The organism is Blautia sp. JLR.GB0024 (assembly GCF_037000545.1).
Lineage (GTDB): Bacteria > Bacillota > Clostridia > Lachnospirales > Lachnospiraceae > Blautia > Blautia celeris.
The window spans coordinates 44,013-70,819 of the sequence record NZ_JBANBF010000012.1 but is presented as its reverse complement, the minus strand read 5'-3'; the positions used below and the strand labels follow the sequence as shown (position 1 = coordinate 70,819).

Genomic DNA, 26,807 nt, shown 5'->3' with positions numbered 1-26,807 from the left:
ATGTTATCGTAACGGCCGTTACCTGCTTTATGCTTCTATTATATTTACAACATTCACTACATTCCATTGATGCTTCACACAAGAGTTTTCCTGATATTTTATATACTTTACACTACGAATTTTGTTATTTTGTTATATTTTCTTATGATTCAAAAATTTTCACTACATTTTTGTAACAGGGCATCTCTATCCTTATATCTCTGCATAAAAATAAGGCGCACGGTTTCTGCGCCTTATCCTGTCCGTATAATTATTGGGTCAGTCTATACTCATCTAAGACTTTATCCCTTTCTATCAGTTTCTGGCGGAATGTCTGCGGCTCCTTCCAGCACATGAGAATCAGCAGATATTCCAAAACACCCTCCACCCCTATCATGGAATGAAAAAAACCGCAGTGTTCTGTTTCCACCAGCAGCACCTCGTCTGCGTATTTCACAACCGGAGACTCCATGCTGTCTGTGATCAGACAGCAGTACACGTTTCTCTCCGACAAAATTTCACCTATTTTTTCGTCTATCTTGTAATAACGGGGAAAATTGAGGAAAATGGCAGCATCTGACTCATCTAATTCCGTGAGTTTCGCAAGCTGGTCATGGCTCTCCTCTGTTACCGCGCTCACTTTATCGGTAAGATGTCCCAACAATCTTGAAAACTGGACCGCGCACCCTTTACCGCCGCGTAAACCAATGATCACCTTCTTGTCTGCCTTCAAAAGTCTGTCTGCCGCATCTTCATACCGTTCTTCGCTGTTCTGCCGCAAAGAGGTATCCAGATTGATTCCCATTAACTGAATCACTTCGTTTATGGAATCCTTGCTTTTTATATATTTATGGGTCTGCATGGTAAAACGGTCATATAAGGAATGTTTCCCTATTTTCTCTCTGTCCTTTGCAAGCTCATGCTGGATATACTCTTTCATGTCAGAAAAACCATCAAACCCTATCGTTCTTGCAAACCGAATGACAGAAGCATCACTGACGCCAATCTCCTTACCGATCTCTTTTGCCGTCATGCCAAGAACCCTCTTTTGATTTTTCAATATATAATCTGCAATCTTTCCCTGCCCCTTTGTCAAAGAATATTCCATAATCCGGTTCATCAACGTTGTATCCATATGCTATGCTCCTTCTCTTTGCTGCGGTCATCATAGCCATCCGCTTTCCCATGTAAAAAAGCCCCTGCAGATACAGGGACTATAAAAAAGAGCGCGAGACGGGACTCGAACCCGCGGCCTCGACCTTGGCAAGGTCGCGCTCCACCAACTGAGCCACTCGCGCATAAGAGCGGGTGATGGGAATCGAACCCACATATCCAGCTTGGAAGGCTGGTGTTCTACCACTGAACTACACCCGCAGGTTATTCTGTTGTGTTGTGTGTCTGTCCTTAGGACGTTATTTATAATATAATAAATTGTTCCAATTGTCAAGACATTTTTTACAATTTTTTTCAGGGAATTTTGAACGGTTATCTGTGTACCGCCAAACGTGCTGCCCGGCACGGGGTGAACGGTAATATTTGAACTTCTTTTCAATCTATGTTATGCTGTTAATATCTATGTGTGCAGAGGAGTTTTTTATACCTTTGGCATACAAAAACGGAGGATTTACTGACCTCTATTAACGAAAAGGAAGGATGTTGATTTTGAAAATACAAGAATCCGCAGAAAACTATTTGGAAACCATTCTCATGATCGGAAAAAGAAAGTCCCATGTGCGTTCCATTGATATTGCCAATGAACTGGAATTCTCCAAACCCAGTGTCAGTGTTGCAATGAAAAATCTCAGAATCAACGGCTACATTGAAGTTGATGCCGAGGGTTTTATCACGCTCACACCGGAAGGCCGGAAAATAGCAGAAAAAATATATGAGCGTCACCAGCTCCTCTCCGGATGGCTGATCCGCCTGGGCGTTGACCCCAAAACAGCCGCTGAGGATGCCTGCCGCATGGAACATGTCATAAGCGCGGAGAGCTTTGAGGCCATCAAAAAGCATACACACCGTACTATTACAGAATAGAAAGCGTTTTATTTATCATGAAAATATTATTAGTAACGGAACAGTTCTGTCTTGCAAACAACGGCATGACGATTTCCAGCCAGCGTTTTGCCCGAATCCTGCGGGAACACGGGCATGAGGTCCGTATGATGGGATACAGCAGAGAACCCGTGGATGCGGATGGAGAATACGCCTATGCCATGAAAAAGCTCACCATCCCTGTTTTTGACAATCTGATCACATCCCAGGGAATGATATTTGCAAAAGTGAACAGAAAAATCATCCGGGATGCCCTTGTATGGGCTGACCTGGTGCACATCCTTTCTCCTTTTGCCCTTTCCCACGTAACCATTAAAATGGCCCGGCTTTACGGTGTGCCCTTTACAGGTGCCTTCCATGTACAGCCTGAGAATATAACATCCTCCATCCATTTGAGCAGAGCAGATTTAGTCAATGATGCCATATATCACTGGTTTCATTTTTATATTTATCGTTACTGCCGTCATATTCACTGTCCCAGCAATTTTATCGCCGGAGAACTCCGCATGCGGGGCTACCATTCACAGCTCCATGTAATTTCCAATGGTATTGATCCTGATTTTGTATACCGAAAATCCCCAAAGGTCAAAGCTCTGGAAGGAAAATTTGTAGTGCTGATGGTGGGACGGCTTTCCATTGAAAAAAGACAGGATGTGCTGATCAGGGCTGTGGCCCGCTCCAGATACGCCGACCGGATTCAACTGGTCCTGGCAGGAAAAGGGCCGCGGAAAGAAGCGCTGCTCCGGCTTGCGGAAAAAGAACATCTTGCCAATCCCTTACAGATTCACTTCTTTCCGAAAAAACATCTGCTGGAATTGATCTCCATGAGTGATCTGTACGTGCACGCAGCGGATGTGGAGATAGAAGCCATGTCCTGCATGGAAGCATTTGCCGGCGGCCTGGTGCCTGTCATTGCCGACAGCCGCAAATCCGCCACGCCACAGTTCGCCCTGGATCAACGAAGCCTCTTTCAGGCAGGCGACAGCAATGACCTGGCTGCAAAGATCGACTACTGGATCGAGCATGAGGCGGAACGAAAGGCCATGGAGTACAAATACAGTGCTCTCGGCAAAAAATATGCTCTTGAAAACTGTGTCCGCCAGGCAGAGGAAATGTTTCGGCAGGAGTTGGAGGAGCATGCAGGAAAAAGGAGGCGTTTTATTTGCCGGAGAAGAAAACAGAGTCAAAAGGATTCCTGAAAGAGGATGAACATGTGATCCACATGTGGCAGCCTTTTTCTTTTGAGGTAAAAAAGGGATACGATTACCGGCGCGCCAACCCGCTCTCCCGCCTTACCTCCTCCCTCCTAAAAACAGTGGCAGTGCCTGTCCTGACAGTATTTGACCGTGTTGTACTGGGATCCCGCATTGACGGCTGGAAAAATCTGCGCAGGCTCAGAAATACCGGCGCAGTCACCGTCTGCAATCATGTCCATATGCTGGACTGTACCCTGGTGGAACAGGCACTCTTTAAAGAGCGCACGTATTTCATCACCCTGGCATCCAATTTTAAAATTCCCCTTGTCCGGCATCTGATCCGTATTCTGGGCGGCGTACCTCTCTCCGCCGATGTGCAGACCACTGCTGAACTTTTTTCAGAGATGGGAAAGGCCCTGAAAAAGGGCGCCTGTGTACAGATATACCCCGAGGGAGTCCTGCTCCCCTACTGCCGGGAACTCCGCCCCTTCAGAAGAGGTGCCTTCTATCTGGCGGAAGAGAACCAGGTCCCCGTTCTTCCCATGGTGATCACCTTCCATACCCCCACAGGCATCCGCCGCATATACAAAAGAAAGCCCTGCCTGCGTCTTCACATCCTGCCGCCCCTCTGGCCGGACAGCACTCTGCCTAAAAGGCAGCAGATAAAAGATCTGCAGGATCGCTGTTTTTCTTCTATGTATAAAAAAATCACGGAAACCCGCTGAACGCTCTGCGGTTTCCCGTGATTTTTTTGTTATGCCAGACCCTTTTCTTCCAGCCAGTCTGCCAGAATATGTTTGCCGGCTTTGATCTTCCTCGCCCTGAGCTGGAATTCTATCAGGGTAAGCCCCGTAAATACCACGCACAGGATGATCATAAATACAACCGCGCCCTGGATACTCTCTCCACCCGAGATCGTGCTTCTGAACGCTTCCACAGAATATGTGAACGGCACCCACTCATGAAGATAAGGCACAAAAGAACCTGAGATCTCCAGCGGATAAGTCCCCACAGACCCTGCTAACTGAACCACCATAAATACAAGCATCAGGAAGCTTCCCACTTTGCCGATAAAATTGGTAAAGAAATACATCACTGACATAAATGCCACACTGGCCAGACATGCAAATCCAATGGTCCGCCCCATCTCCATAGGACTGAACCCGTCAAATACGTGGAGAAGCAGCACCATGGCAACTGCCTGCAAAACAGCAATGGCATAGAGCACAGATGCCTTGCTGAGCCACCAGGAAAAGCCTGATTTTAATTTTCCCTTATATTTTGTCAGCGGATACATCAGGCTGAATGCAATACATCCCACCCAAAGCCCCACACTCATCATATACGGTGCCATGGCATGCCCGTTATTTTCCACGGTTGTTATCATGGTCTCTCTCGTCTCCACCGGACCGGCGAACATTTCCACCGTATCATCCGTGGTTTTTGTATCCTTCACCTGTTCTGCACCGTCCAGCAGGCTGCTGCTGAGTGTATCGGACCCGTCAGCCGCCTGGCTGATGCCGTCTCCCAGCTCTTTACTGCCATCCTTAAGTTTCCCGGCACCTTCCTGAATCAGTCCGGCCCCCTCGCTTAACCGGGATGCCCCATCCAGAAGTGTGCTGTTGTTGGCGGTAAGCTCGCCGGTCCCGGAAACCAGGGACCCGGTTCCGTCCTTCAGCCTGGATGCACCGTCATAGAGCTGGCTGCTGCCCTGAAGAAGTGCTTTCGCACCGCTGTCCAGCCGTTTTGCTCCGTCCGCCAGGGTGCCGGCACCATCATCCAGACTGCCTGCGCCATCATTTAACTGACGGATCCCTGTCTCCAGTTCCGGTACCTTCCCCTGCAGCGTACCGGCTCCATCCTTCACCTGTACAGCTCCGCTGCCCACACCGGTAATACCGCTCAAAAGACTGTCTGCACCGTCCTGAAGCGGTTTCATAGCCTCTTCCCGGAACTGCTGTCCCCCTGCTGCCGCCTGTTCTATGCCGGCTTTCAGAAGCGGGGATTTCTGATCCAGCTCATTTGTTCCTGCCTCCAGCTGCTCCGCTCCTGCCTTTGTCTGGCTGGCACCTGCGTTAAGAGCCGCGGCCCCGGTCTCCAGCCCGGACATTTTATCCGTCACCAGTTTCACACCGTCCGTATACGCAGCCGTTTTATCTGCAAGGACCTCACTGCTGTCCCGCAGTTTCTTCACTGCCTTTATAACCGGTTCCATCATCTGGGCCTCTGTGCCCGAACCCTGACGGCTTTCCACAGAAGTTACGGTCTGTCCGCTGACGCCTGCAAGACCGTTCTCTGCCGCATCCGCTGCTGCCGATACAGCCTCCCCGGCCCCTCTTAAGGCACTGCCGCTCTCCTTAAGCAGAGAAGCCGCGCCTTCTAAACGTCCGTTTGCCTCATACACTGCACGCTCATTTTCCTGTGCTGCGGCAACCGCCTGACCGGCTGCCTCTGTAATCTGGCTGATATCACCGGAAGCCACAGCCGCATCAAGCGCCTCAGCCAGGCCGTCTGCAGAAACAGCATTTACACTTGCAATTCCATCCGCAGAAGCTTCCAGCTCCCCGGCCTTTCCCTGCAGTTCGTCTGCCTGCCCGTGCAGGGGTTCCAAAGCCGCCTCTGCCTCTGTGACATCCACATCTGTCTGAACGGTTGTCACTTCCTCAGCACCCTGCACACTGCTGTTTCCGCCTGCTGTCAGCATGGCATATAACTGTTCCAGCCCCTGATGCAGCGCGGAAACGCCGTCTGCCAACTGTGCAGAACTTGCTCCCTCTGCCCCGTTGACAGCCTCCATACCTGCCCTCAGCTGTTCTATTCCTGTCTTCAGATTCCCACTTCCGGCCTCCAGTGCTCCCGTTCCCTGAACAAGAGCCTCTGCACCCTCATGAATCTGCTTTGCGGAATCCGGCAGCGTCTCCGTGCTCTGCCGAAGCACTTCCAGCCCCTTACACAGTTCTGCCATTGCCGCATCCGCATTCGATACTCCCACTTTTAAAGCTGTACCTCCGGCTTCCAGCCGGGCGGCTCCGTCTGCCAGTGCTCCTGTCCCCTGTGCAAGCTGATCCACCCCGTCCTTCAGTGCCGGCACCTGCCCATCCAGTTGTGAAAGTCCGGTATGCAGCGCTCCTGCACCGCTCTTTAATTCCTCAGCTCCCGAAACCAGCGTACCGGTACCATCCGAGAGTTCACTCACTCCCGCTCCTGCAGCCGTCACACCGTCCTTTAGTTCAGCCGCTCCCGAATCCAACTGATCGGCTCCGTCCTTTACCGTGCTCACGCCGTCCACATAAGTTTTCAACCCCACGCGCAGCGTATCACTCCCTTCCCGAAACGTAAGGGAGCTGTCCGCCAGAGTCTCAAGATTATCCGTTATGGTCCTGTTTCCGTCCGATATCTTGCTCACACCGTCCTTTAAATCCCTGGACCCATCGGCAGCCTCCTGCATCCCATCCCCAACCTCAGCGATCTGATCAAACACAGCCTGGGTATACGTCTTCGTCACTTCCTCCGCCACACTGTTTTTCACCTTCTCCATAGCTGTCTCACTCATCTTGGACGCAATATAATTCGTCCCCGGATTGGTCTGATAGGCAAGTTCCATCTTCTTTGGCTTCTCATCCATCACCGTAGACGCATTCTCGGAAAAATCCTCCGGAATCGTGATCACCATATAATAAGTACCATTTCTAAGCCCTCTTTCGGCGTTCTCCGCATCCACAAAATTAAAACAAAGCGATTCCTCCTCCCGGAGCTTCTCAACCAGTTCCTCCCCCACATTCAGCTCCCTGTCATTATAAGCAACCGCCTTATCTTCATTCACCACCGCCACCGGCAGCTTATCCAGATTCCCATAAGGATCCCACATAGACCCCAAAAACAGTGTAGTATAAATCGTAGGAATCAAAACAATCGCCACAACCACCACCAAAAGCAGTTTATTATGGACCAGTCCCTTCCATTCCTTTCTCAGCAAATCACATTCCCCTTTCTGTCACCATTATTCCCAACACGCCATCCACCAACCCCCTCTACCATTCTATGCCCCACTTTCACATTAGCACACTCCAAATCCATTAATAGATACCGTGTTGATTTTCAAAGCAACCTGTATTATACTAAAACCATCCCACCCCCACAACCATCAATCCCCCCTCACCCCATCCATTACTAGACACCCCGCCCCAAATATGTCTCATTTTATACTTTTTTAACATTTCCCCACATTTTCACTCTCAGCCACCCGCACTTAATAACCAACCGCCCCACACCTTCACTCTCAGCCACCCGCACTTGATAACCAACCGCCCCACACCTTCACTCTCAGCCACCCGCACTTGATAACCAACCGCCCCACACCTTCACTCTCAGCCACCCGCACTTGATAACCAACCGCCTCACCCCTTCACTCTCAACCACCCGCACTTGATAACCAGGTGAAGTCACAGCGGCAGGGCCGGGAGGGCGGGGTGTCAGGTGAGGGATGTCTCAGAGGAGCGCCAGGGAGATCCACCTGCCCCAGTTACTTAATGAAGAGGCCATTGCCGATGAATTTAGTAACTGGGAGCAGGTTAGCTCCCTGGCAGCGGAACGCTTCCCTCACCTGACACCCCGCCCTCCCGGCCCTGCCGCTGTGACTTCACCGTCCCCTTAATCCAAACAAGAAAGGAGCCCAAAAATAATGCCCAAAAAACCCGACCGCCGCATAAGAAAAACCAAATCCCAACTCCGCGCCGGCCTCTCCAAACTCATGCAGCACAAAAGCATCAAAGAAATCACCGTAAAAGAACTGGTAGAAGAAGTCGACATCAACCGTTCCACCTTCTACCTCCACTACACAGACATCTACAACATGCTGGAAACCATAGAAAACGACCTGCAGGAAGAAATCCTGAAAATCATCCAGGAACACCCTGTCAGCCCTTTCAATGAAGCCAGCTTCCCCTTCATAGAGGACATCTTCCTGATCCTCTGGGAAAACAAAGACATCTGCAGCGCCCTTTTAGGCCCCAACGGCGACATGTCCTTTGTCAGCCGCATAGAGAGCATTATCTCCGAGCACAGTCTGAAGGTCCTGAAAGCCACCTTCCCGGAAAACATGGACAGCCTGAAATACTCCTATTCCTTCTGCCTCACAGGATGCATCGGCCTGATCAAAACCTGGCTGGACTCCGACACAGGCGAATCCCCCCAGCACATGGCTGACCTGACCTTCCGCCTGATCATGAACGCCCTGAAAGACATTTACCCCAAACCATAACCCGCCGCAGCCTGCCCCAAGCACTTTCAGACTGCACAGGGAAAAACGAACAACTTTTCTGCACAACAAAAAACCGGCCTGCCGTCCTCCATACGAATCACCATGCAGTCCAAACTGCATCATACATCCATATAGAGTCCGGCAGGCCGGTCCTGTCAGCTCATTCAAACACAGGAAAAACCATCAGCTCCTGGCAGTCTTGCCAAACCAGTCCTCCCTGAGTGCCACATAAAGCTCCGCATTGGTGGCATCCACATAGGGCTTCACATAAAAAATCCCAGCTACTCCGCATGTGATTCCACCAACTATCAGCCACCCGAAAAAAGAAAGGTCCAGAATAAATGCTTCCCACTTCTGCCCATACATCATCTCCTTGCTGATGCGAAGAGCCTCCCTGTAATCAATATCCGGCTGTTCCGCCAGAATATAGGGAACCATTCGGTAAGCATAACTCATCACAATTCCCGGGATCACAAGCAGCAGCGTCCACAGAGCCACAAACAGATTTTTCATGAACATAACCAGCACAGAGTTTCCGTAATACCCGCTCTTAAACCCAAACAGCAGCTTAGAAACCGGCGCATTATAATCCCTGTTCTCCACATAAAATCTGCAGGCCCCCATCAGCAGCATCTGAAACACAAAAATATCAAGTAAGATCACTGCCAGGGAAACAGCTCCCGCACTGTAAGCGCTTCCTCCCCAGTTAAAAAACGAATGGCTCCAGTCAAATTTCAATTGCAGTCCGGAAAACTCAAGGAACGATCCCGAAGGGCCGTCACTGCTATAGCTGCGCCCATATTTTGTCGCCACAAGAGCCGATATCAGGGATACCAATACTGCCGGTCCGTAATTTTTCAGGAAATTTGCCTTACCGTTCATTTTCAGGTCAATTCTGTTCCACATAACTTCATCCCCCATTCTCCGGAACCAGTGCCTGTCAGAAAATTCATTCCGATCAACTGTGACGCACAGCCTCCCGAAACCATTTTCAAACACGCTCCGATGAATATATATCCGGATAATTTTTCACTGTTCCATATTACCATACTTTCATGGAGAATGATACTTCTTTACCACATTTTCTACCTGAACAATATTGTCAATTCCTTCCGCAGCTCCCAGTTTCTGCACTGCCAGCGCACCGCATGCGTTTGCGTATGCCGCTGCTGTCTGCAGGTCCATTTTCTCTGATAATGCGTACACGAAACCTGCCGCAAAACTGTCGCCGGCTCCTGTGGTATCCACACACGGTACACCGGGAACGGCAGGGCTTGTAAAAAACATTTCCCTGTTTTTCACAAAACATCCCTTATCCCCGCATTTGATCACCACATTTCCCACACCGCAGTCCAGAAATGTATCTGCGATCTCATGCAGTTCTCTTTTCCCGGTAACCAGCACTGCCTCCTCATAATTCGGAAAAAGATAATCCACATAGGCCAGCGCCCCGCGGATATCCTCCGCGGTTTCTCCGTTCTTCCTCTTTGTCATGTCCGCACACACCAGCACGCCCTGTTTTTTCGCCCGCTGAAACAGCCGCTCCATCTCCGCATTTCCAAGCCTCGGAAAGACAAAGATACTGGCAAAACACAGGATCTTTACATCCCGGAAAAGTTCTCCCTCCAGATGTTCCCCGGAAAGAACGCGCAGTGTGCCGTGAGGATTTGTCAGGAAACTCCGTTCCCCGTTCTCCTTCACCAGAACCACATTGATGCCTGTATCCACACCCGGCTCTGTCCTGGCAAGTTCAAGTCCGATCCCATATTTCCGGCAGTGGCCCCTGATGATCTCTGAAGCCGGGTCGCTGCCCAGCACGGTCAGAAGCCGGACATTCCTCCCCAGTTTTGCCAGAACTGTCGCTTCGTTCAGAGCATCCCCTCCTGTCCTCATGGTGATGGCATCTGCCGGGCTTGAACCGGTCTCAAAAACATGTTCGTCGGCCGGCTCTGCCAGCACATCCAATATGGCCGCACCCACAACTAAAATCTTTTCCTTCATATCCGTACTCCTTTGCTCTGCCATTTATCAGCAAATGACTGCACAGCCTCCGCCGCACATTCTCCGGCCGGTCATCTTCAGGCCGGTCCGCCGTCTTCCCGGAACTTTTCAATCAATTCCGTAAACTCCTGCCTGTCCCTTACAAACGCAAACTCCTCACTCTTTTCCAGCTCCGTTAATAACCCGGTTCGCATACGCTTAAATATTTCCGTCTGCTGCCCGCTGTTCTCCTTCTGCCCAGCCAGTTTATAATACAGCCTGCTTTTACTCAGTTCCCACGGTGTCCCCATTTCTTCCAGAATATTTCCGAGCAGCTCCAGCGTTCTGTCCGCGTCTTTTTCTGCAACCGCCATCTCGTAATCCACCATATACTTTCCGTATTGCCACAGATCCAGCAGTTCCACCACATCTCTGCATTTACCTGCATAATATTCCATGTTCTCCCAGTCACTCTGCTTCTTATAAATTTCCATAAGCGTGATCAGGCAGTTCTGCACATCGCCCGCTGCCTGGAGAAGCTTTTGCTGTGTCATTTTCACTGCCTCCTCAACTTTCCCCTGTTTTCTGTACAGAAGTGTGAGCATTGGCCTTTTATCCACCCCAGGCTCCGGCATCTGCGCCAGCAGCTCCTCCGCTCTGCTGTAATCCTCCGCTGTAATATAATCAGACACCAGCATATTCAGAGCACTGCCCCTTATCCCCCAGTCAGTCTCGCTGTTCTTTGCCACCCTTTCAAATAATTCCCGGATTTCCTCCTCAAACTTTGCCTTATCTTCATCCGGAACCGGAAACATGAGCAGCGTACCCTTCAGAAAACCGGCCAGATTATAAATCAGACTGTCACTGTTTGGAAACTCCCGGATCTTCTTCATTGCCAGTTCATATCCTTCCTTATACCCGCTCTCCTTCAGCACGGAAAAGACCTCATTGCAGAAATGATTTATCTCCTCCCCCGTCAGATCATCCTCAAAGGACAGCAGGGTATTCAAATCCACCTTCAAAAGCCTTGCCAGCGGCGGAAGCAGCGTGATATCCGGATAGCTCACCCCTTTTTCCCATTTGTTGACAGCCGGCGCCGATATTCCCAGATATTCTGCCGCCTGTTCCTGGGTCAGCTTCAGTTCTTTTCTTCTTGTTCTGATAATTTCATTGATTTTCATAACATTGTCCTCCATCCTACAGAGGGACAGCCGGCGCCGGCTTTCGTTCTCTGTTATAGCTATTATAACAGATGTGCCTTTTGGGCACTATTGATTACTTTTTAATTTTCATTCAAATATTTTAACCACCGGTTATGCCCAATGGATCCAACCCGTAAACTATAGTCACACACGACCGGAGTCATAATTTTACCATTGTTGAAACCATCGTACCGTGCTATAATCTAAGTTGCAGGATACCTGCATAAAATAGTCCAATTTAAGGAGGTTTTTACAATGTTAGACAAAAATGTATCTGAACTGCTGAACACGCAGATCAACAAAGAATTCTACTCCGCCTATTTATATCTGGATTTTGCCAATTACTATAAAGACCAGGGACTCGACGGTTTTGCCAACTGGTATAACGTTCAGGCCCAGGAGGAGCGCGACCACGCCATGCTCTTCATCCAGTATCTGCAGAATAACAGTGAAAAGATATCACTGGAATCCATAGACAAGCCGGACAAGGTATTCGATGCCTTTGACCAGCCCCTGCATGCCAGCCTGGAACATGAGCGGTATGTAACCAGCCTGATCCACAATATCTACGACGCTGCGTACACGGTAAAAGATTTCCGCACCATGCAGTTTCTTGACTGGTTTGTAAAAGAACAGGGCGAGGAGGAAAAAAATGCGGAGGACCTGATCCGTAAGTTCGAGCTTTTCGGACATGACTCCAAGAGCCTCTATATGCTGGATTCCGAACTGGCAGCCAGAGTATACACTGCCCCTTCCCTGGTGCTTTGATATGAGCGGGGAGAAATATCTGTGTCCCTGTTTTAAGGTCACAAAAAAAGATATCAAGGAGGCCATAAAGGATGGTGCCTCCTCCTTCAAAGAAGTGCGGAAAATGACCAAAGCCGGAAAAGGCTGCGGCCACTGCCAGTGCAAGGTAAAAAAGTACGCAAAGAAACAGCTGAAAAAACACGCGTCCTGAATACTGACGCGCATACAAAATGCCTGCCGGGTCAAGACAATTCGTCTGTCGCCCCGGCAGGCATTCTTCTTACCATATTCCTAGTATTTTCTGCATAACCAGACTCACACATGTGATCCCGGCCCAGCAGCAGGCGCCCATGAAGATTGGCTTTCCGCCTGTTTTTATAAGTTTCACCACATTGGTGTTCAGTCCGATTGCACCCATTGCCATGACAATGAAAAATTTGCTCAGCGTCTTCAGAGGACTGAAGATCCCCGCCGGGACACCAAAGTACACAGCGACCGTGGTGATAACAGAAGCTGCTACAAAGTAAAGGATAAAGAAAGGAAATATTTTTCTTAATTCAACACTGTTCCCTTCCTCCTCTTCCAAATTCTTTGTACGTATTACTGCCAGCACCAGGGTAATGGGAATGATGGCAAGGGTTCTTGTCAGCTTCACGGTCACAGCCTTGTCAAGCGTGGCATTACCCAGATTATAAAGGGAATCCCAGGTAGATGCAGCGGCTGTTACAGAAGAAGTATCATTGACAGCCGTCCCCGCGAAAATTCCGAAAGCTTCCCCGCTGTGCGTATCAAATCCGATCAAAGCTCCAAACGCAGGAAAGAGAACTGCCGCCAGAATATTGAATAGGAAGATAACGGAGATGGCCTGGGCCACTTCCTCGTCATCCGCGTCAATAACAGGCGCTGTAGCAGCAATGGCTGAACCGCCGCATATGGATGAACCAACCCCTACTAAAGTGGAAATTTTTCCGGGAATTTTCATAACCCTGTGCAGCACATAAGCGATAACCAGCGATGTGGTAATGGTGGATAAGATAATGGGAAGAGATTGTTTCCCCGTCTTCAGAACAACTGTGAGATTCATCCCAAATCCCAGAAGGATCACTGCATACTGCAGAATTTTTTTTGATGTAAAGGTAATACCCGGCTGCAAATCCGTCTTATCCTTCAGAAAGTGTGTTACTACCATTCCCAACAAAATGGCACAAACCGGACCGCCCACCACAGGGACCAGTTTTCCCAGATACCAGCCTGCTGCTGCAATGACCAGACAGAGCAGCAGGCCTTTCCAATTCTTTTTCACAAAATTCATACTTCCTTTCTCCTTTTAGCATTTTCTTTGGTATATCTTACCATGTTCTTATGATAAATAAAAATTATTTATATTTATTTTTCTATAAAAATACCTTATACTATAACCAGAATATATTTTTAGAGGGGGATAAGAAAATGCAGGATTTTCGTATGGAAACGTTTTTAACCGTATGCGAAGAATTGAATTATACACGTGCAGCCCATAAGCTTGGTCTGACACAGCCGGCTGTTTCTCAGCACATCCATTTTCTGGAAGAGTCCTACGGAACACACCTTTTCACCATACAGGGCCGGAAATTATATCTGACGGAGGCCGGAAAGCTTCTCCACGCCTCTGCCCAGACCATGAAAAACGATGAATCTCATCTCCGCCGCAGGCTCAGAAATGCGCAGCAGCCCAAAAAAGAATACCATTTCGGCGCCACTCTCACCGTAGCCGAATATATCCTTCCCGAGAAGATAACGAAAATCTTAAGCGATGACAAGGGCTGCCGCATGAAGATCACGGTCCAGAATACAAGAGAGCTGCTGCGCCAGATCGACACAGGGGTCATTGACTTCGCCGTGGTGGAAGGCTCTTTTCCCAAGGAAGAATACGACTTCCTGCCCTACAGCAAAGAGCCTTATATTGCTGTATGCGCCGCGGACTTTCCCCTTCCCAAGTGTCCCTGCGTTTTAGAGGACCTGCTGCCCTACACCCTGATCACCCGGGAAAAAGGTTCCGGCAGCAGGGATATCCTGGAGTCCATCCTGGCACAGCAGAACTTAAGGCTCGCTGACTTTGCCCGCGTGGTGGAATACGGCAGTATCGGCGCCATCAAGCGTCTGACCGCTTCCGGGTGCGGCATCACTTTTCTGTACAAAAAAGCCGCGGAACATGAGCTCCGCAGCCGAAAATTAAAAGAGATCAAATTACAGGAATTCCACCTGCTGCACGGACTTAACTTTGTGTTCCGCAAAGATACCATTTTCCGGGAGGAATACGCCCAGCTCTATTCCCTCCTGAAATGAGAAGAACACACTTACGCCGCATCCGCGGATTCCGTTCCCCGGGAGATACGTTCCGCCGCGCAGCATACCTTTTCAAACACAAAATCAAACACCAGACCATATACCACGCCGAACAGGTTATTTGCCAGCCTCAGCGCCACGGACCCTGTCATGCCGAACATTCCCGTAGCCATGGCAAGGGCCCCGAAGGAGTTGAACACTGTCTGCCACAGATAGGTTGCCGAGAATCCCACACCAACGCCGCCCAGCATACCGATACAGCCGTAAAAGCTCTCCGGCAGCACCGCGCACAGCCCGAAAAACAGAACACACCCAATGGCATTTCCCGGAAAACGGTATTTGAACCGATCGAGCAGATCCTTCCGGAAAGGCTGGATAATGGACATCATGGCAAATCCCGCCCACATCACTCTCGGAAGATGCAGGAGCTGCGCAAAAAACATGCCGGAGGAGATGCCAAGGGCCATGCGGAGCTGCCATTTCGTCCTGGCTGATGAAAGGGCAAATTCCCCCAGCAGATCCCTCAGTCCCCTCTTATAGGTAATCTCCCTGTGGTTTCTGTAAAAGACAAGCGCAGTCAGCAGTGCGCCCAATGCCAGCGCAAGGACCCGCATGAAATACGCATGTCCGGACACATCATTTCCCTGAAGCAGCAGATACCCCAGAACCCAGGTAGCGTGATTGGCCATGATAATGTTGTGGCATCCCAGCGTAAGGAGCAGAAGCAAAAAGACAAAATCCAGTAAAAACGCCCATCCCGCCGGCACCATATGGGTCAGCCTCGGCCCCACGGCCAGAACGGCAAACAAAATGACAATAACCCCCATACCGTGAGAGGCTTTGATTCCCAGATCCGCGGACCGGAACACCATCACGGTAAGCAGCACTACCACCCCGGCCACACTGTTGTCCTCCCCGAATATCTTTGTATAAGCTGTGACAAATGCCATACAGAATGCAAGCGTCAGAAATACTTTGAAAACATAGATGAGAAGATGCCTTCTCTTTTCCCTGCTGTCTTTACTGTTCCGGATCAGTGCCTTTGAACCGGCCTGATTCAACTGTAGTTCCTGATAAATACTCAAATGATCAACTCCCTGAATGATTGATTTCTGTTATTGTTTCATTTCCCCGGATTCCCCTGCCTGATGGTTCACCAGGCGGATCAGCTCCATAAGCCGGGCAAAGTTCTCCTCCCCGGCCCTGCGCCTCATGGAATACAGCGGTTCCAGATAATACTTATATGTGTGATCCAGCTCCTCCCGCCCTTTCTCTGTGATACACAGATAATAACTGCGGTGGTCTGCTGCACACGCCTCCTTCTCCAGTAATTCCTTTCTGCAGAGGCTATCCACCAGACGGCTGACTACCGGCTTGCTGATTCCCATCCCTGCGCAGAGCATATGGGATGTGAGTTTCTCCCCGGAGAGCGCCACCCTGGAGAGCAGATCCAGTTCCTGTGCAGAGGAGATCCCGCCTTTTTTTGCCCGCCTTACATGCAGACTGCAAAAAAGCCTGATATCCTGCATTCTCTCCATCATTTCTATCCAGTCGTATTCCATTTTTCTCTCTCCTGTATACGAATTTGTGAAATGTCCCTGTGGTTCTATTTAGTTAACATTATTAACTATCCAGATATACTACGCCAAATAGTTCATTTTGTCAACTATTTCCAGACATTTTATATTACAGCGTCACCTGCATATCCTTAAATTCCTTTGGCGATATCCCATACTCTTTCTTAAATGCCCGGTAAAAGCTGGAGTAATCCCCGAACCCGAACATGGGATACACCTCACTGATCCCCACATCCCCCAGTATGGCATCCCTGCAGGCGGACAGCCTTTTTTTGGTGATATACTGGTGGATGGACAGTCCCGTACTGTCCTTAAACACATGGGCTATATGGTACTTGCTCACATAAAACTGCTTCGCCAGATTCTCCAGGGACAAATCCCCATCCAGATTTTCTTCTATATAATCAGCCAGCCCCTGATACAGGTTCAGCTCCTCCCGCTCACTCTTCGGATAATTCTGTTCATGGACGATTCTGTTCAGGTGCAGGATCAGGTCATTGACACACAGGGATATCTTCGCCTCCCTGCCAAACCGTTTGGAGCGCATTTCATCAATAAGCCCGAAGACTTTAGAGCGGATGGTATTGAAGATCACCACATCCGTATGAAAAATGTAATTCTTCGTCACCTTTACATGCTGCATCAGATAGGCATAATCCGATGAAATTTCCATAAGACTGTTGCAGTATTCTTCCGTGATCCAGAATACAAAACGGCGGTATGGAAGCTCCTGGTCCCGAATCACAGCGTGGTGCCGCGCTTTCGGAGGTATCAGTACAATATCCCCCTGCCTCATGGAATACTCCTTCCCCTCGATGATCATACCCACATTCCCCTCCAGGAAAAAATAAAATTCATAGTAGTCATGCGCATGGTCCTTTACCTGGGACAGATAAAAATCACTGTAATAATAGACCTCAAAATCTTTGGAAAGCATATACTGCCTGGTGCTGAACGCTGTCTGCAGATTTTTTTTCACACCTGTCACCTCCGTCATTTTTTATAGATTATCACGAAACCGCAACTTTTGCAATGTAAACAACAAATCAGTCAATTGGCTTTTTCTCTGCAGTAATTATAATAATAGATAACAAAGTAAATGAATCCCAAGCGGAAAAGAGAAAGGATACAAAAACTATGGAAATGACATTAAGATGGTATGGTTCTAAATTCGACACAGTGACTCTGAAACAGATTCGCCAGATCCCAGGTGTGACAGGGGTTATCACCACCCTTTACGACACACAGCCGGGCGAAGTATGGAGCAGGGAACGCATCGCTGCCCTGAAAGAGGAAGTTGCCGCATCAGGCCTTCATATTTCCGGTATCGAGAGCGTCAACATCCATGATGCCATCAAGACAGGCTCTCCGGAGAGAGACATGTACATTGACAACTATATCGAAACTCTGGAAAACCTGGGAAAAGAAGATATCCATCTGGTATGCTACAACTTCATGCCTGTCTTTGACTGGACCAGAACAGAGCTGGCACGTGTAAGACCGGACGGCTCCACAGTTCTTGCGTACACACAGGAAGCGGTTGACGCCCTTGACCCGGAGAACATGTTTGAATCCATCGCAGGCGACACCAACGGCACGATCATGCCGGGCTGGGAGCCGGAGCGTATGGCTAAGATCAAAGAGCTGTTCGACATGTACAAAGACATTGACGACGAAAAATTATTCGAGAACCTGAAATACTTCCTGGAGCGCATCATGCCGGTCTGCAACAAATACGACATCAATATGGCAATCCATCCCGATGATCCTGCATGGAGCGTATTCGGCCTTCCGCGTATCATCATCAACAAAGCCAACATCCTGCGCATGATGGCAATGGTGGATGACCCGCACAACGGCGTTACCTTCTGCTCCGGTTCCTATGGCACCAACCTGGAAAATGACCTGCCGGATATGATCCGTTCCTTAAAAGGCAGAATCCATTTTGCACATGTGCGTAACCTGAAATTCAACTCTCCTACAGATTTTGAGGAGGCTGCCCATCTTTCCACAGACGGAACCTTTGATATGTATGAGATCATGAAAGCACTCTACGACATCGGATTTGAAGGACCTGTCCGCCCTGACCATGGCCGCATGATCTGGGACGAAGTGGCAATGCCGGGTTACGGCCTCTATGACAGAGCACTGGGCGCTACTTACTTAAACGGACTCTGGGAAGCAATCGTGAAAGGAGCAAGATAGTCATGCAGGTAAATGAACTGGGTTTAAAAAACAGAGAACAGTGGGAATGCAAAGGCTATTCCCTTCCGAAATTCGACAGAGCAGCCGTAACGGAAAAGACCATGGAAAATCCGTTCTGGGTCCACTTCGGCGCCGGCAACATTTTCCGCGCCTTTCAAGCAAATGTGGTGCAGAACCTTTTAAATGAAGGCGTTCTGGACCGCGGCCTGGTAGTTGCAGAGGGATTTGACTATGAGATCATAGAGAAAATGAACCGTCCCCACGACGGCTACAATATCCTTGTGACTTTAAAAGCAAACGGCTCTGTAGAGAAAACCGTTGTGGGCAGTGTTGTGGAATCTCTCACCGTTGACTCCGAGAATGACACGGACTTCAACCGTCTGCGTGAGATCTTCAAAAAAGACTCCCTGCAGATGGCCAGCTTCACCATCACAGAGAAAGGCTACAGCCTTGTTAACGGAAAAGGTGAGATGCTCCCCTCTGTTGTGGCTGACATGGAAAAAGGCCCGGAAAAACCGGAGAGCTACATCGGCAAAGTGGTAAGCCTTCTGTACACCAGATTCCAGGCAGGCGAAAAGCCTATCGCTATGGTGAGCATGGACAACTGCTCCCACAACGGAAGCAAACTCCACGACGCAGTCTTCGCATTTGCTGATAAATGGTCAAAGACGGGCCTGACAGACAAAGCCTTTGTGGACTATATCGAGAACCCGGCTAAAGTCTCCTTCCCCTGGTCCATGATCGACAAGATCACTCCCAGACCTGACCCGTCCGTGGAAGAGATCCTGAAAAAAGACGGCGTGGAAGAATTAGAGCCGGTGGTAACCTCCAAGAACACCTATGTGGCTCCCTTCGTAAACGCGGAGGAATGCCAGTACCTGGTCATCGAGGATGCCTTCCCCAACGGAAGACCCGAGCTTGAAAAAGGCGGCCTGATCTTCACCACCCGTGAGACCGTTGACAAGGTGGAGAAGATGAAAGTCTGCACCTGCTTAAATCCTCTGCACACCGCCCTTGCCGTATTCGGCTGCATTCTGGGATATGAGCTGATCTCCAAAGAGATGAAGGACGAGACCCTGAAAAAGCTGGTAGAGGGAATCGGCTACGCAGAAGGCCTGCCGGTTGTTATAAACCCGGGCATTCTGGACCCCAAAGAGTTCATTGACACGGTACTTGGTGTCCGTATCCCGAACCCGTTCATGCCGGATACCCCGCAGCGTATTGCCACAGATACTTCCCAGAAGCTGGCAATCCGTTTCGGTGAGACCATCAAGGCATATCAGGTGTCCCCCAAGCTGCATGTATCAGACCTGAAGCTGATCCCTCTTGTATTCGCAGGATGGTTCCGCTATCTGATGGGTGTGGATGACAACGGCAATGCTTTTGAATTAAGTCCGGATCCGCTTCTGGATACCGTACGCCCCTACGTTGCAGACGTAAAACTGGGCGAGGCCGTGGATGCGGAAAAACTGCTGAAACCGGTTCTGGAAAATGAAAAGATCTTCGGTGTGAACCTCTATGATGTGGGCATGGCTGACACTGTATGCAGTTACTTCTCACAGATGACAGCCGGTACAGGCGCTGTCCGCAGCACACTGGAAAAATACGTTTAAAACCCTTCGGGGCTGCACGAATCCTCCGCTCGTGCAGCCCCGATTTTTTCTTTTATTTAATATACTTCCGCTCCAAACGGCATAAGTGCCAGCTTGGCGATTTTAAAATGCTGCATTCCAAAAGGAATACCTACCACTGTGACACAGAGCAAAAAGCCGATCAGCAGAGATTCCAGAGCCAGGGGGATTCCTGTCACTATCATCCAGATGACATTGAGAAGCAGGGAGCCTGCTCCTCCGCCGTACTGCACTTCCTTCCCAAAAGGGAAAAAAGCCAGTGCAGCAAACTTAAAACACTGCATTCCCACAGGAATACCCACTATCGTGACACACCACAAAAGCCCTGCCAGACACCAGCTCAGCCCGCTGATACAGCCGCCGAACACAAACCACAGTACATTTCCAAGACATCCCATATAATTCCCTCCTATTCTATCTTATTCATTCAACAGGTCTCTCAGCTCCCCGAGAATCGCTCTCACCCGCATGATCGCGTCATCCACCTGCTCTCTGGCATCATTGATCTTCTTCTGCACCAGATAGTCAGCCACGATCCCATCAAAGAAGAAATCAGCAAAATTCAAAAATGAGCTGATGTCCATGCGCAGGTCAAGGGGAACCTGGACATCCCTAAGTTCTCTCTGGAAGACAAGGAGCTGGCTTTTTGCATCCTCCATATAAGCTGTGGCATCCGACATTTTTGAATGTTTTACCATGTCTGTGAAAAACCCGCCTCCCAGCATATCGAAGATTCCCCAGTTCTTTGCTCCCTGAAGCTTTTCTCTTGCATTTTCCAGGCTGTAAAGAGCCTTCTCACCTGCCGCTGCTGCTTCCTCAATCTCTCTTCTTCTCACTTCGTCTCTCATTTTTCTTTTCCTCCATTTTTTCAGCCGGCTTTCCTGCGGCGGATATCTGGAAGGTGTGCTGAAAATAGATGGAACTAAAAAAAGACCTCTATTATGACATCCGCCACAATAAAAGTCTTGCTATCTCATTTGATACGGACACCTCTCGGTATCGGTTGACGATTTCAAACCCGTTCATCTCTGAACGTTCAGCTACTCCCTTTCGATTGCTTGTATAGAATATAGCACAGAGCACACAACTTGTCAATATATTCCTTTATAAAAGCAGAGTTGCGGGACATCTTTCCGCAAGATGCCCCGCATTCTCCTGTTTTCACTCAGCTTTTCTGATCCTTGCCCTTTTGACTTCCCGCTTTCTGGTACTGCCTGTCAAATTCCGGCCTGGGAAGAGGTTTGTTGAAATAATACCCCTGAATATAGAAGCATTCCAGATTCTTCAGCACCTCAAGCTGTTCTCTGTTCTCCACACCCTCAGCCACCACTTCCATCTGCAGCTCCTGGCAGAGCGCCAGGATGTTCTTCACAATGATACGCGCGTTTTCATTGGTAAGAAGATTATTGACCAGCCCCTTGTCCAGCTTCAGGTGATTAAAACGGATTGCGGACAGGAAGGAAAGGTTGCTGTATTTGGCTCCGAAATCATCCAGAGCTATATGGTAACCTGCCTGGCAGATCTGCTTTCCGATCTGGGCCACTGTGTTGCGCTCCACCTCCCCCATACTCTCCGTGATCTCTATCTCCACGTACCGTTTGTCCACGCCATAGCGGAAAATGATCTCCTCCATCCGCTCTATAAGCTGCTCCTCCAGCAGGGTTGCCCTGGAAAAATTAAGGGAGACGGGAATCAGCTCCACACCTCTGCGCTCCCACTCTTTCAGGATTCTGCACACTTCTTCAAAGACAAAGAAATCTATATAATGTATCAGGCCCGCTGTCTCCAGATAAGGGATGAACTTCCCGGGCGGCACGATTCCCTTCTCCGGGTCCTGGTAGCGCACCAATGCCTCTGCGCCGCAGAGTTTGTTATTATATGTATCAATCTTAGGCTGGAGATAGACTGTAAACCTTCCCTCTGCGATCTCCTTTAACAGCGCCTTCAATACCCCTGCGTTTCTGTGGACTTCTGCGTAAGGATGCTCACTGTAGTAATCCTGTTTTGCTATCATTCTGCGCTCGTCCGCACTGGCGATGAGAAAATCCAGGCTGATATCCGTATCCGACCAGGCGCTTCCCACAGAAATGCCTGCCACATCCCGCATCCTCTCCCTCATTTTCTTCAGACGTTTTATGAAAGAGTCGTGGGATATATTTTCGCTGACCAGCAGAAACTCGTCACCGGTAAAACGGTAGATCCTTGCCGCCGGAAATTCTTCCTGCATGATACCCGCAGTAAATTGTACCACATTGTCACCGTATGCATTTCCATATACCCTGTTGATATCCTTTAACCCGTTAATGTCCAGGGAAACGACGCCAAGTGAGATCAGGCTCTCCTCCTTAAGACCGGAACAATATTCTTTATAACTGTTCCGGTTGAGCACGCCTGTCAGCTCATCGTGATGCATGAGAAATTCCTGCTTTTCCTGCAGCCTGCGCTTTGTCAGTTCATTTGCCATAAAATACTGCATGGTACTGAGAACTGCCGTATGCTCTGTGTTTCTTGTGGGATTGTCAACGCCCATGTAGCCAATCAGCTTATCCCCTTCCTCAAGCCCTGCCGTAAAGCAGGACTCAATACCCAGGCTCTTCATAGCTTTATACAGCCCCCGGCGCTTCTCCCTCCACGGTTCCACATCACGAATGTACTGAAGCTGCCTTAATTCCTCCCATTTCCAGCCGCCCGGGCCTCCCGGGTACAGATAAGGCCTCATGCCGGAACAGATGGAAGACGCTCCCTCCTTCTTCCACTCATAGACATCCCTGATACCTCTGCTCTCCGGTTCACATTCGATCACATACGCCCGGTCCGCACCGTAATAGACAGCCAGGGATTCCAGCACCTGTTCCAGTGAATGCCCAAAATCCATCGCGCCGGTCAGCGCAAACATACTCTGCAGCACCACCTTTTCTCCCTCACTGTCATGCTCTGTATGGGGCATACACTGCCCGGTTCCCCTTATGCCGGGATTATCCGGCTTATATTTCTTCAACTGCTCGCTGTAGACAAAGACACCGCTCCTGCCCATGGATACGCCTGTCTCCAAGGCTGCCCTTGCCTTCTGGTACAGTCCCTGAAAAATATTGTCGGACCTGCTGTCAAAAATAATACCGCAGGACACATTGACCGCCCGGCTGATATTGGGAAACATATAGGGAAGTGCAATCGCCCTGACAACCTCCTCCGCGCACTGCCGTACAAATTCCATCCTGGGATTGTTATACACAAAGACTACAAACTCATCCCCGTAGAATCTGCCGATAATGGCGTCCTCTATAAACCTCATTTTTAACTGGTTGCTTATCTCCTTCAGCACATCATCCGCAGCCACATAGCCGATTTCATGTACCAGCTTTGTAAAAAAGTCCACATTGAATACCAGCAGCGCATAGGACTGTCTTCTGCCGTGGTTTTTCAGCAGTGCATCACCTATCATCTGTATGGCGGTATCTTTGTTGTACACACCTGTCTGCACATCATACTCCGCCCGGAATTTCAGGGCAAGCTCCAGATTTTTCTTCTCGTTGATATCCTCCAGTGTACCATAGACATAGAGGTCTCCGTTCTGTACATCCCGCACCAGACGGGCCACGGCATTGACCCAGGACAGCCTGCCGCTGCCTTCTTTTCTGCGGTATTCAAAATTAATGGTTGTATTTCCCTCTTTATAGGCTCTGCAAAGCGCCTCACGGTTCATGAGTTTCAGCAGACGCAGTTTGTCTTCCTCGTTGGCTATACTTTCATTGTGAAGCACCATCAGCTCCTCATATGTCATTCCCGGAGAATACTCCCTCCGAACTTTTCCGTCTACATACTCTACACAGTTCTGATCAAGATTACACCGGAAGCTGGCGATCACACCGCCGTCATAGGTCAGCCTGAGCTGCATCTCCTGCTGGCAGATCATCTCTGCTTTTTTCTGCTTTGTGATATCCTCCCCCACAGCAACTGCGCTGCAGGGCACATGCTCCCCGTCATAGAGCATGGCATAGGTGACCCGTTCCCACCACCAGTAACTTCCGTCTGCTGAGCGGGTGAGAATATCCGCCTGCACATGGCTCTGCCCCTTCTCCAGCCTGCGGTACAGGTCAAGCAGATCCTGACGGCTCCGCGGATGTATATACCCCTCCTTAAGCAAGGCTTCCGGCGCATTGGCCATCTGCCGAAAGCCATGGCTCTCCTGTGCTCCCTCTGTCAAAAACAGCGTACGGGTCTTCAGATCATATTCCCATACATTGATGCAGGCTTCCTTAAGCGCTGTCCGGTAAACCATCTCCTTATGGGAGGACTCCTTCATTGGAAGCAGGGCGGGGACTTTTAGTTCCTCTGCTTCTTCTGCCGTGTTCGCCCTTCGTTCTCCATATATACTGTACTGTCCCTTGCCGTTTTTCTTTGCCTGGTACATGGCAGCATCCGCTTTTGCGAACAGGGACATAAAATCCGTGCCGTGTTCCGGGTAAAAGCTGACTCCGATGCTGCATCCGATACTGCAGATAGTCTCCCCGTTGGTGTAATGGTCAAAGATATTGCGTATGGCATTTACTTTGCTGTCAATCACATTGTTCCTCTGCAGATTGGTCATAAATACCACAAATTCATCCCCGCCGATCCGTGCCGCAATGTCCTCATGTCTGAAAATGGCCCTGAGGCTTCCCGCGGTTTCCCTCAGCACCCTGTCACCGAACAGATGCCCATAGGTATCATTGATCTGTTTGAAATTATCCACATCAATGAGAAGCATCGCCGCGGGATTATGCCCCTGCTGCATATAACGCTCCACTCTGGCCTCACATTCCCTCCGGTTCAGAAGTCCGGTGAGAGGATCTAAGGCAGCCGCTTTCTGAGCTCTTATGATCTCCTTTTTTCTCTGGTCAATATCTGAGATAATGCCCAGGATCTTCAAAAGCTTCCCGTCCCTGTCCCGAAGCGCAGTCGCATGGACATCCACCCAGAGATAAGAGTTGTCCTTTGCTTTGAGACGGTACTCACATTCCATCTTGTCATTCCCCTTTAAAATGGCCTGAAATCCGCTCCGAAGTCCTGCCTTATCCGCCTCATACACAATATCTGTGGCAAACATGGAATCCGGGAAACCATCTGATGGAATCTGATACCCGAATTTTTTCTCAAAATTAGGGGAGTAATATATTTCATAGGTGACACAGTCCAGCTCAAAAATAATATCCTGCATCTGGGAGAGCACGATCTCATACCGCTTCTCACTGATAGCGAGCTGTCTCTGTGCCTCCTTCTCCCTGCTGATATCATGAAAGATACAGTGGAACCAGTCTCCCTGTTCCTTATCTTCTATAAGCTCTGCACTGATCCAGGCCCAGCAGATCGTGCCTCCTTTTTGGACCAGACGGTTTTCGTACATGAAAACCTTGCTGTTCTTCAACTGTCTGTGTATCTCCTCCATGACCATTTTCCGGTCACCCTCATAGACGGTGTCCAGAATATGGTCGTGAAACAGCTCCGAAAATTCTTCCCTGGTATATCCTAAAAACTCAAACAGATAATCATCCGCATCGATCAGGGTGAAATACCTGTCATACCGGCAGTTAAATACGCCTCCGCCGATCTCCTCCATCCCGTCAGAACTGTTCTCTTTTTCATTCATCCTCAATCGGCCTCCTTCTGTCTTCTGCTCCCTTTCCTCCCACACCCGTTTATATAACTCCTATTGTATTACAACTTTGACGGTTTTTAAACTTTTCCGGGTAAAATTGTAATTTTTTTCCATATATCCGGGCAGAGTGCAGGCAACTTGCAGCAGTACAGAACAGAAAAGACCTGCCGCAAAGGCAGGCCTAACTATCCGGCTCCGTCAGGATCGTCACCTGGGTGACATATTGTTCTATATCCGAGACTGCTATTTCATTCATTCCGATTTCATAGGCATATCCTGTGATCCGTAAGCCGTGCTCTTCCGCAAAAGCCAGCATCCGGCTGTAAAGTCCGGGCAGTCTGTCCCAGCTTCCTGTACAGATGCCCCGCAGATAAGTACCTTCCGGCTTTCTGTAAAATCCCTCCACCCGCACAGGACTCTCTAACTGGGTATATAATCCGTCATAGATTTCAAATTCACCCTGCCGGATTTTTTCCACAGACAGTATGCTGCCGCAGCTTGTCTTATATTTGCTCAGATCCCAGGTCTTCTGCAGATGCTCCAGCAGAGTGGGCATATCCACGAATTCTCCCTGCTGTGCCTCAGAGGACAGTGGTGTTATAAAAACATACTCCTCCTCACAGTTGATCAAATCAATCTGCCCGTCCTCCACCTCCATACAGAGCCGCAGCATATCCTGTTTCTTCTTCAGAACGTTTTGCAGGTTCTCCAGATTGCGGATGGTATCTTCAATCTCCCCTATCTTTTTCTCTGAAAGAGATATAAATCCCTGGGCTGTGGGCTTGTTCAGATATTCTTTGATCTCCCCGATGGACATATTCAGCTCCCGGAGCGCCAATATACTTTCCAGTTCCGCACTCTGCCGGTATGTATAGTAGCGATATCCGTTCTTTCCCTTGTATGCAGGAGAAAAAAGGCCGATGTCATCATAGTAATGCAGTGTCCGCTTGTTTAAATGATGCAGCCTGGCAAACTGCCCTGCTGTAAAAAGTATGGAATTCTGAAACATGTCCTA

The 26,807-nt window shown here is 49.3% G+C and carries 22 protein-coding genes and 2 tRNA genes; 9 read left to right on the top strand and 15 right to left on the bottom strand.

Going from position 1 to position 26,807, the window contains the following annotated elements; translation table 11 throughout:
• Window positions 1-250: 250 nt before the first annotated feature.
• The 3 genes from V8Q34_RS21185 to V8Q34_RS21175 all read right to left on the bottom strand — a co-directional run bounded on the left by V8Q34_RS21185 (window position 251) and on the right by V8Q34_RS21175 (window position 1,353).
• Entirely contained in the window at window positions 251-1,114 is an 864-nt protein-coding gene (locus tag V8Q34_RS21185; protein ID WP_033141445.1) for a MurR/RpiR family transcriptional regulator, read from the bottom strand.
• 90 nt (window positions 1,115-1,204) lie between these two features.
• Window positions 1,205-1,277, bottom strand: a tRNA-Gly gene (locus V8Q34_RS21180).
• A gap of 5 nt (window positions 1,278-1,282) precedes the next feature.
• Window positions 1,283-1,353, bottom strand: a tRNA-Gly gene (locus tag V8Q34_RS21175).
• A 288-nt stretch (window positions 1,354-1,641) separates the two neighbouring features.
• On the opposite strand from V8Q34_RS21175, the gene V8Q34_RS21170 reads away from it, so the two are divergent.
• From V8Q34_RS21170 to V8Q34_RS21160, 3 genes are read left to right on the top strand one after another with little or no spacing between them, the layout of a single operon-like run.
• Window positions 1,642-2,016 carry a metal-dependent transcriptional regulator gene (locus V8Q34_RS21170; RefSeq protein ID WP_033141473.1) on the top strand — a complete coding sequence of 125 codons (375 nt, stop codon included), beginning with the start codon at window positions 1,642-1,644 and terminating at the stop codon, window positions 2,014-2,016.
• Window positions 2,017-2,033: 17 nt separating this feature from the next.
• Window positions 2,034-3,233, top strand: coding sequence for a glycosyltransferase (locus tag V8Q34_RS21165; protein ID WP_244806498.1), 1,200 nt, complete (start codon window positions 2,034-2,036; stop codon window positions 3,231-3,233).
• Window positions 3,197-3,955, top strand: a complete 759-nt coding sequence (locus tag V8Q34_RS21160; protein ID WP_052099464.1) for a lysophospholipid acyltransferase family protein — start codon at window positions 3,197-3,199, stop codon at window positions 3,953-3,955. The genes V8Q34_RS21165 and V8Q34_RS21160 overlap by 37 nt, the downstream gene beginning before the upstream one ends.
• Window positions 3,956-3,984: 29 nt before the next feature.
• Here the strand turns inward: V8Q34_RS21160 and V8Q34_RS21155 are convergent, their stop codons facing one another.
• Window positions 3,985-7,206 carry a YhgE/Pip domain-containing protein gene (locus V8Q34_RS21155; protein ID WP_335836267.1) on the bottom strand — a complete coding sequence of 1,074 codons (3,222 nt, stop codon included), beginning with the start codon at window positions 7,204-7,206 and terminating at the stop codon, window positions 3,985-3,987.
• Window positions 7,207-7,911: 705 nt separating this feature from the next.
• Between V8Q34_RS21155 and V8Q34_RS21150 the strand changes: the two genes are divergently transcribed.
• On the top strand, window positions 7,912-8,490 hold the full coding sequence (locus V8Q34_RS21150) for a TetR-like C-terminal domain-containing protein (protein WP_033141447.1): 579 nt from the start codon (window positions 7,912-7,914) through the stop codon (window positions 8,488-8,490).
• A gap of 183 nt (window positions 8,491-8,673) precedes the next feature.
• On the opposite strand, the gene V8Q34_RS21145 is transcribed toward V8Q34_RS21150, so the two are convergent.
• From V8Q34_RS21145 to V8Q34_RS21135, 3 genes are all read right to left on the bottom strand, one after another.
• Entirely contained in the window at window positions 8,674-9,396 is a 723-nt protein-coding gene (locus V8Q34_RS21145) for a DUF975 family protein (RefSeq protein ID WP_033141448.1), read from the bottom strand.
• A 147-nt stretch (window positions 9,397-9,543) separates the two neighbouring features.
• Window positions 9,544-10,491, bottom strand: a complete 948-nt coding sequence (locus V8Q34_RS21140) for a carbohydrate kinase family protein (protein ID WP_225305190.1) — start codon at window positions 10,489-10,491, stop codon at window positions 9,544-9,546.
• Window positions 10,492-10,568: 77 nt separating this feature from the next.
• Window positions 10,569-11,651: a helix-turn-helix domain-containing protein gene (locus V8Q34_RS21135; RefSeq protein WP_335836266.1), complete on the bottom strand. Its 1,083-nt coding sequence runs from the start codon at window positions 11,649-11,651 to the stop codon at window positions 10,569-10,571.
• A gap of 276 nt (window positions 11,652-11,927) precedes the next feature.
• Here V8Q34_RS21135 and V8Q34_RS21130 point away from each other — a divergent pair, with 276 nt between their 5' ends.
• Window positions 11,928-12,440, top strand: coding sequence for a ferritin (locus V8Q34_RS21130; RefSeq protein ID WP_033141451.1), 513 nt, complete (start codon window positions 11,928-11,930; stop codon window positions 12,438-12,440).
• 1 nt (window position 12,441) lies between these two features.
• On the top strand, window positions 12,442-12,630 hold the full coding sequence (locus tag V8Q34_RS21125; protein ID WP_033141452.1) for a (2Fe-2S)-binding protein: 189 nt from the start codon (window positions 12,442-12,444) through the stop codon (window positions 12,628-12,630).
• Between the two features lie 69 nt (window positions 12,631-12,699).
• Here V8Q34_RS21125 and V8Q34_RS21120 read toward each other — a convergent pair whose 3' ends face one another.
• The gene (locus V8Q34_RS21120) at window positions 12,700-13,731 is read right to left on the bottom strand and encodes a YeiH family protein (protein ID WP_033141453.1); all 1,032 of its coding nucleotides are present in this window, start codon (window positions 13,729-13,731) and stop codon (window positions 12,700-12,702) included.
• Between the two features lie 137 nt (window positions 13,732-13,868).
• On the opposite strand from V8Q34_RS21120, the gene V8Q34_RS21115 reads away from it, so the two are divergent.
• A complete protein-coding gene (locus tag V8Q34_RS21115; RefSeq protein ID WP_103732683.1) occupies window positions 13,869-14,744 on the top strand; it encodes a LysR family transcriptional regulator in 876 nt (291 codons plus the stop codon).
• An 11-nt stretch (window positions 14,745-14,755) separates the two neighbouring features.
• Here V8Q34_RS21115 and V8Q34_RS21110 read toward each other — a convergent pair whose 3' ends face one another.
• From V8Q34_RS21110 to V8Q34_RS21100, 3 genes are all read right to left on the bottom strand, one after another.
• Complete coding sequence (locus tag V8Q34_RS21110) at window positions 14,756-15,829, bottom strand: FUSC family protein (protein WP_033141455.1); 1,074 nt, start codon at window positions 15,827-15,829, stop codon at window positions 14,756-14,758.
• A 30-nt stretch (window positions 15,830-15,859) separates the two neighbouring features.
• On the bottom strand, window positions 15,860-16,306 hold the full coding sequence (locus V8Q34_RS21105) for a MarR family winged helix-turn-helix transcriptional regulator (protein WP_335836265.1): 447 nt from the start codon (window positions 16,304-16,306) through the stop codon (window positions 15,860-15,862).
• A 124-nt stretch (window positions 16,307-16,430) separates the two neighbouring features.
• Window positions 16,431-17,300: a helix-turn-helix domain-containing protein gene (locus tag V8Q34_RS21100; RefSeq protein ID WP_033141457.1), complete on the bottom strand. Its 870-nt coding sequence runs from the start codon at window positions 17,298-17,300 to the stop codon at window positions 16,431-16,433.
• Between the two features lie 158 nt (window positions 17,301-17,458).
• Between V8Q34_RS21100 and uxuA the strand changes: the two genes are divergently transcribed.
• Both uxuA and V8Q34_RS21090 read left to right on the top strand, forming a co-directional pair.
• Window positions 17,459-18,526 carry a mannonate dehydratase gene (gene uxuA, locus V8Q34_RS21095; protein WP_018595261.1) on the top strand — a complete coding sequence of 356 codons (1,068 nt, stop codon included), beginning with the start codon at window positions 17,459-17,461 and terminating at the stop codon, window positions 18,524-18,526.
• A gap of 2 nt (window positions 18,527-18,528) precedes the next feature.
• The gene (locus V8Q34_RS21090) at window positions 18,529-20,139 is read left to right on the top strand and encodes a mannitol dehydrogenase family protein (RefSeq protein ID WP_335836264.1); all 1,611 of its coding nucleotides are present in this window, start codon (window positions 18,529-18,531) and stop codon (window positions 20,137-20,139) included.
• A 56-nt stretch (window positions 20,140-20,195) separates the two neighbouring features.
• Here V8Q34_RS21090 and V8Q34_RS21085 read toward each other — a convergent pair whose 3' ends face one another.
• From V8Q34_RS21085 to V8Q34_RS21070, 4 genes are all read right to left on the bottom strand, one after another.
• Window positions 20,196-20,555: a YccF domain-containing protein gene (locus V8Q34_RS21085; RefSeq protein ID WP_033141459.1), complete on the bottom strand. Its 360-nt coding sequence runs from the start codon at window positions 20,553-20,555 to the stop codon at window positions 20,196-20,198.
• A gap of 21 nt (window positions 20,556-20,576) precedes the next feature.
• The gene (locus V8Q34_RS21080) at window positions 20,577-21,005 is read right to left on the bottom strand and encodes a hypothetical protein (RefSeq protein WP_033141460.1); all 429 of its coding nucleotides are present in this window, start codon (window positions 21,003-21,005) and stop codon (window positions 20,577-20,579) included.
• 317 nt (window positions 21,006-21,322) lie between these two features.
• Complete coding sequence (locus V8Q34_RS21075) at window positions 21,323-25,783, bottom strand: diguanylate cyclase domain-containing protein (RefSeq protein WP_335836263.1); 4,461 nt, start codon at window positions 25,781-25,783, stop codon at window positions 21,323-21,325.
• Window positions 25,784-25,973: 190 nt separating this feature from the next.
• Entirely contained in the window at window positions 25,974-26,801 is an 828-nt protein-coding gene (locus V8Q34_RS21070) for a MerR family transcriptional regulator (protein ID WP_103731161.1), read from the bottom strand.
• Window positions 26,802-26,807 lie beyond the last annotated feature (6 nt).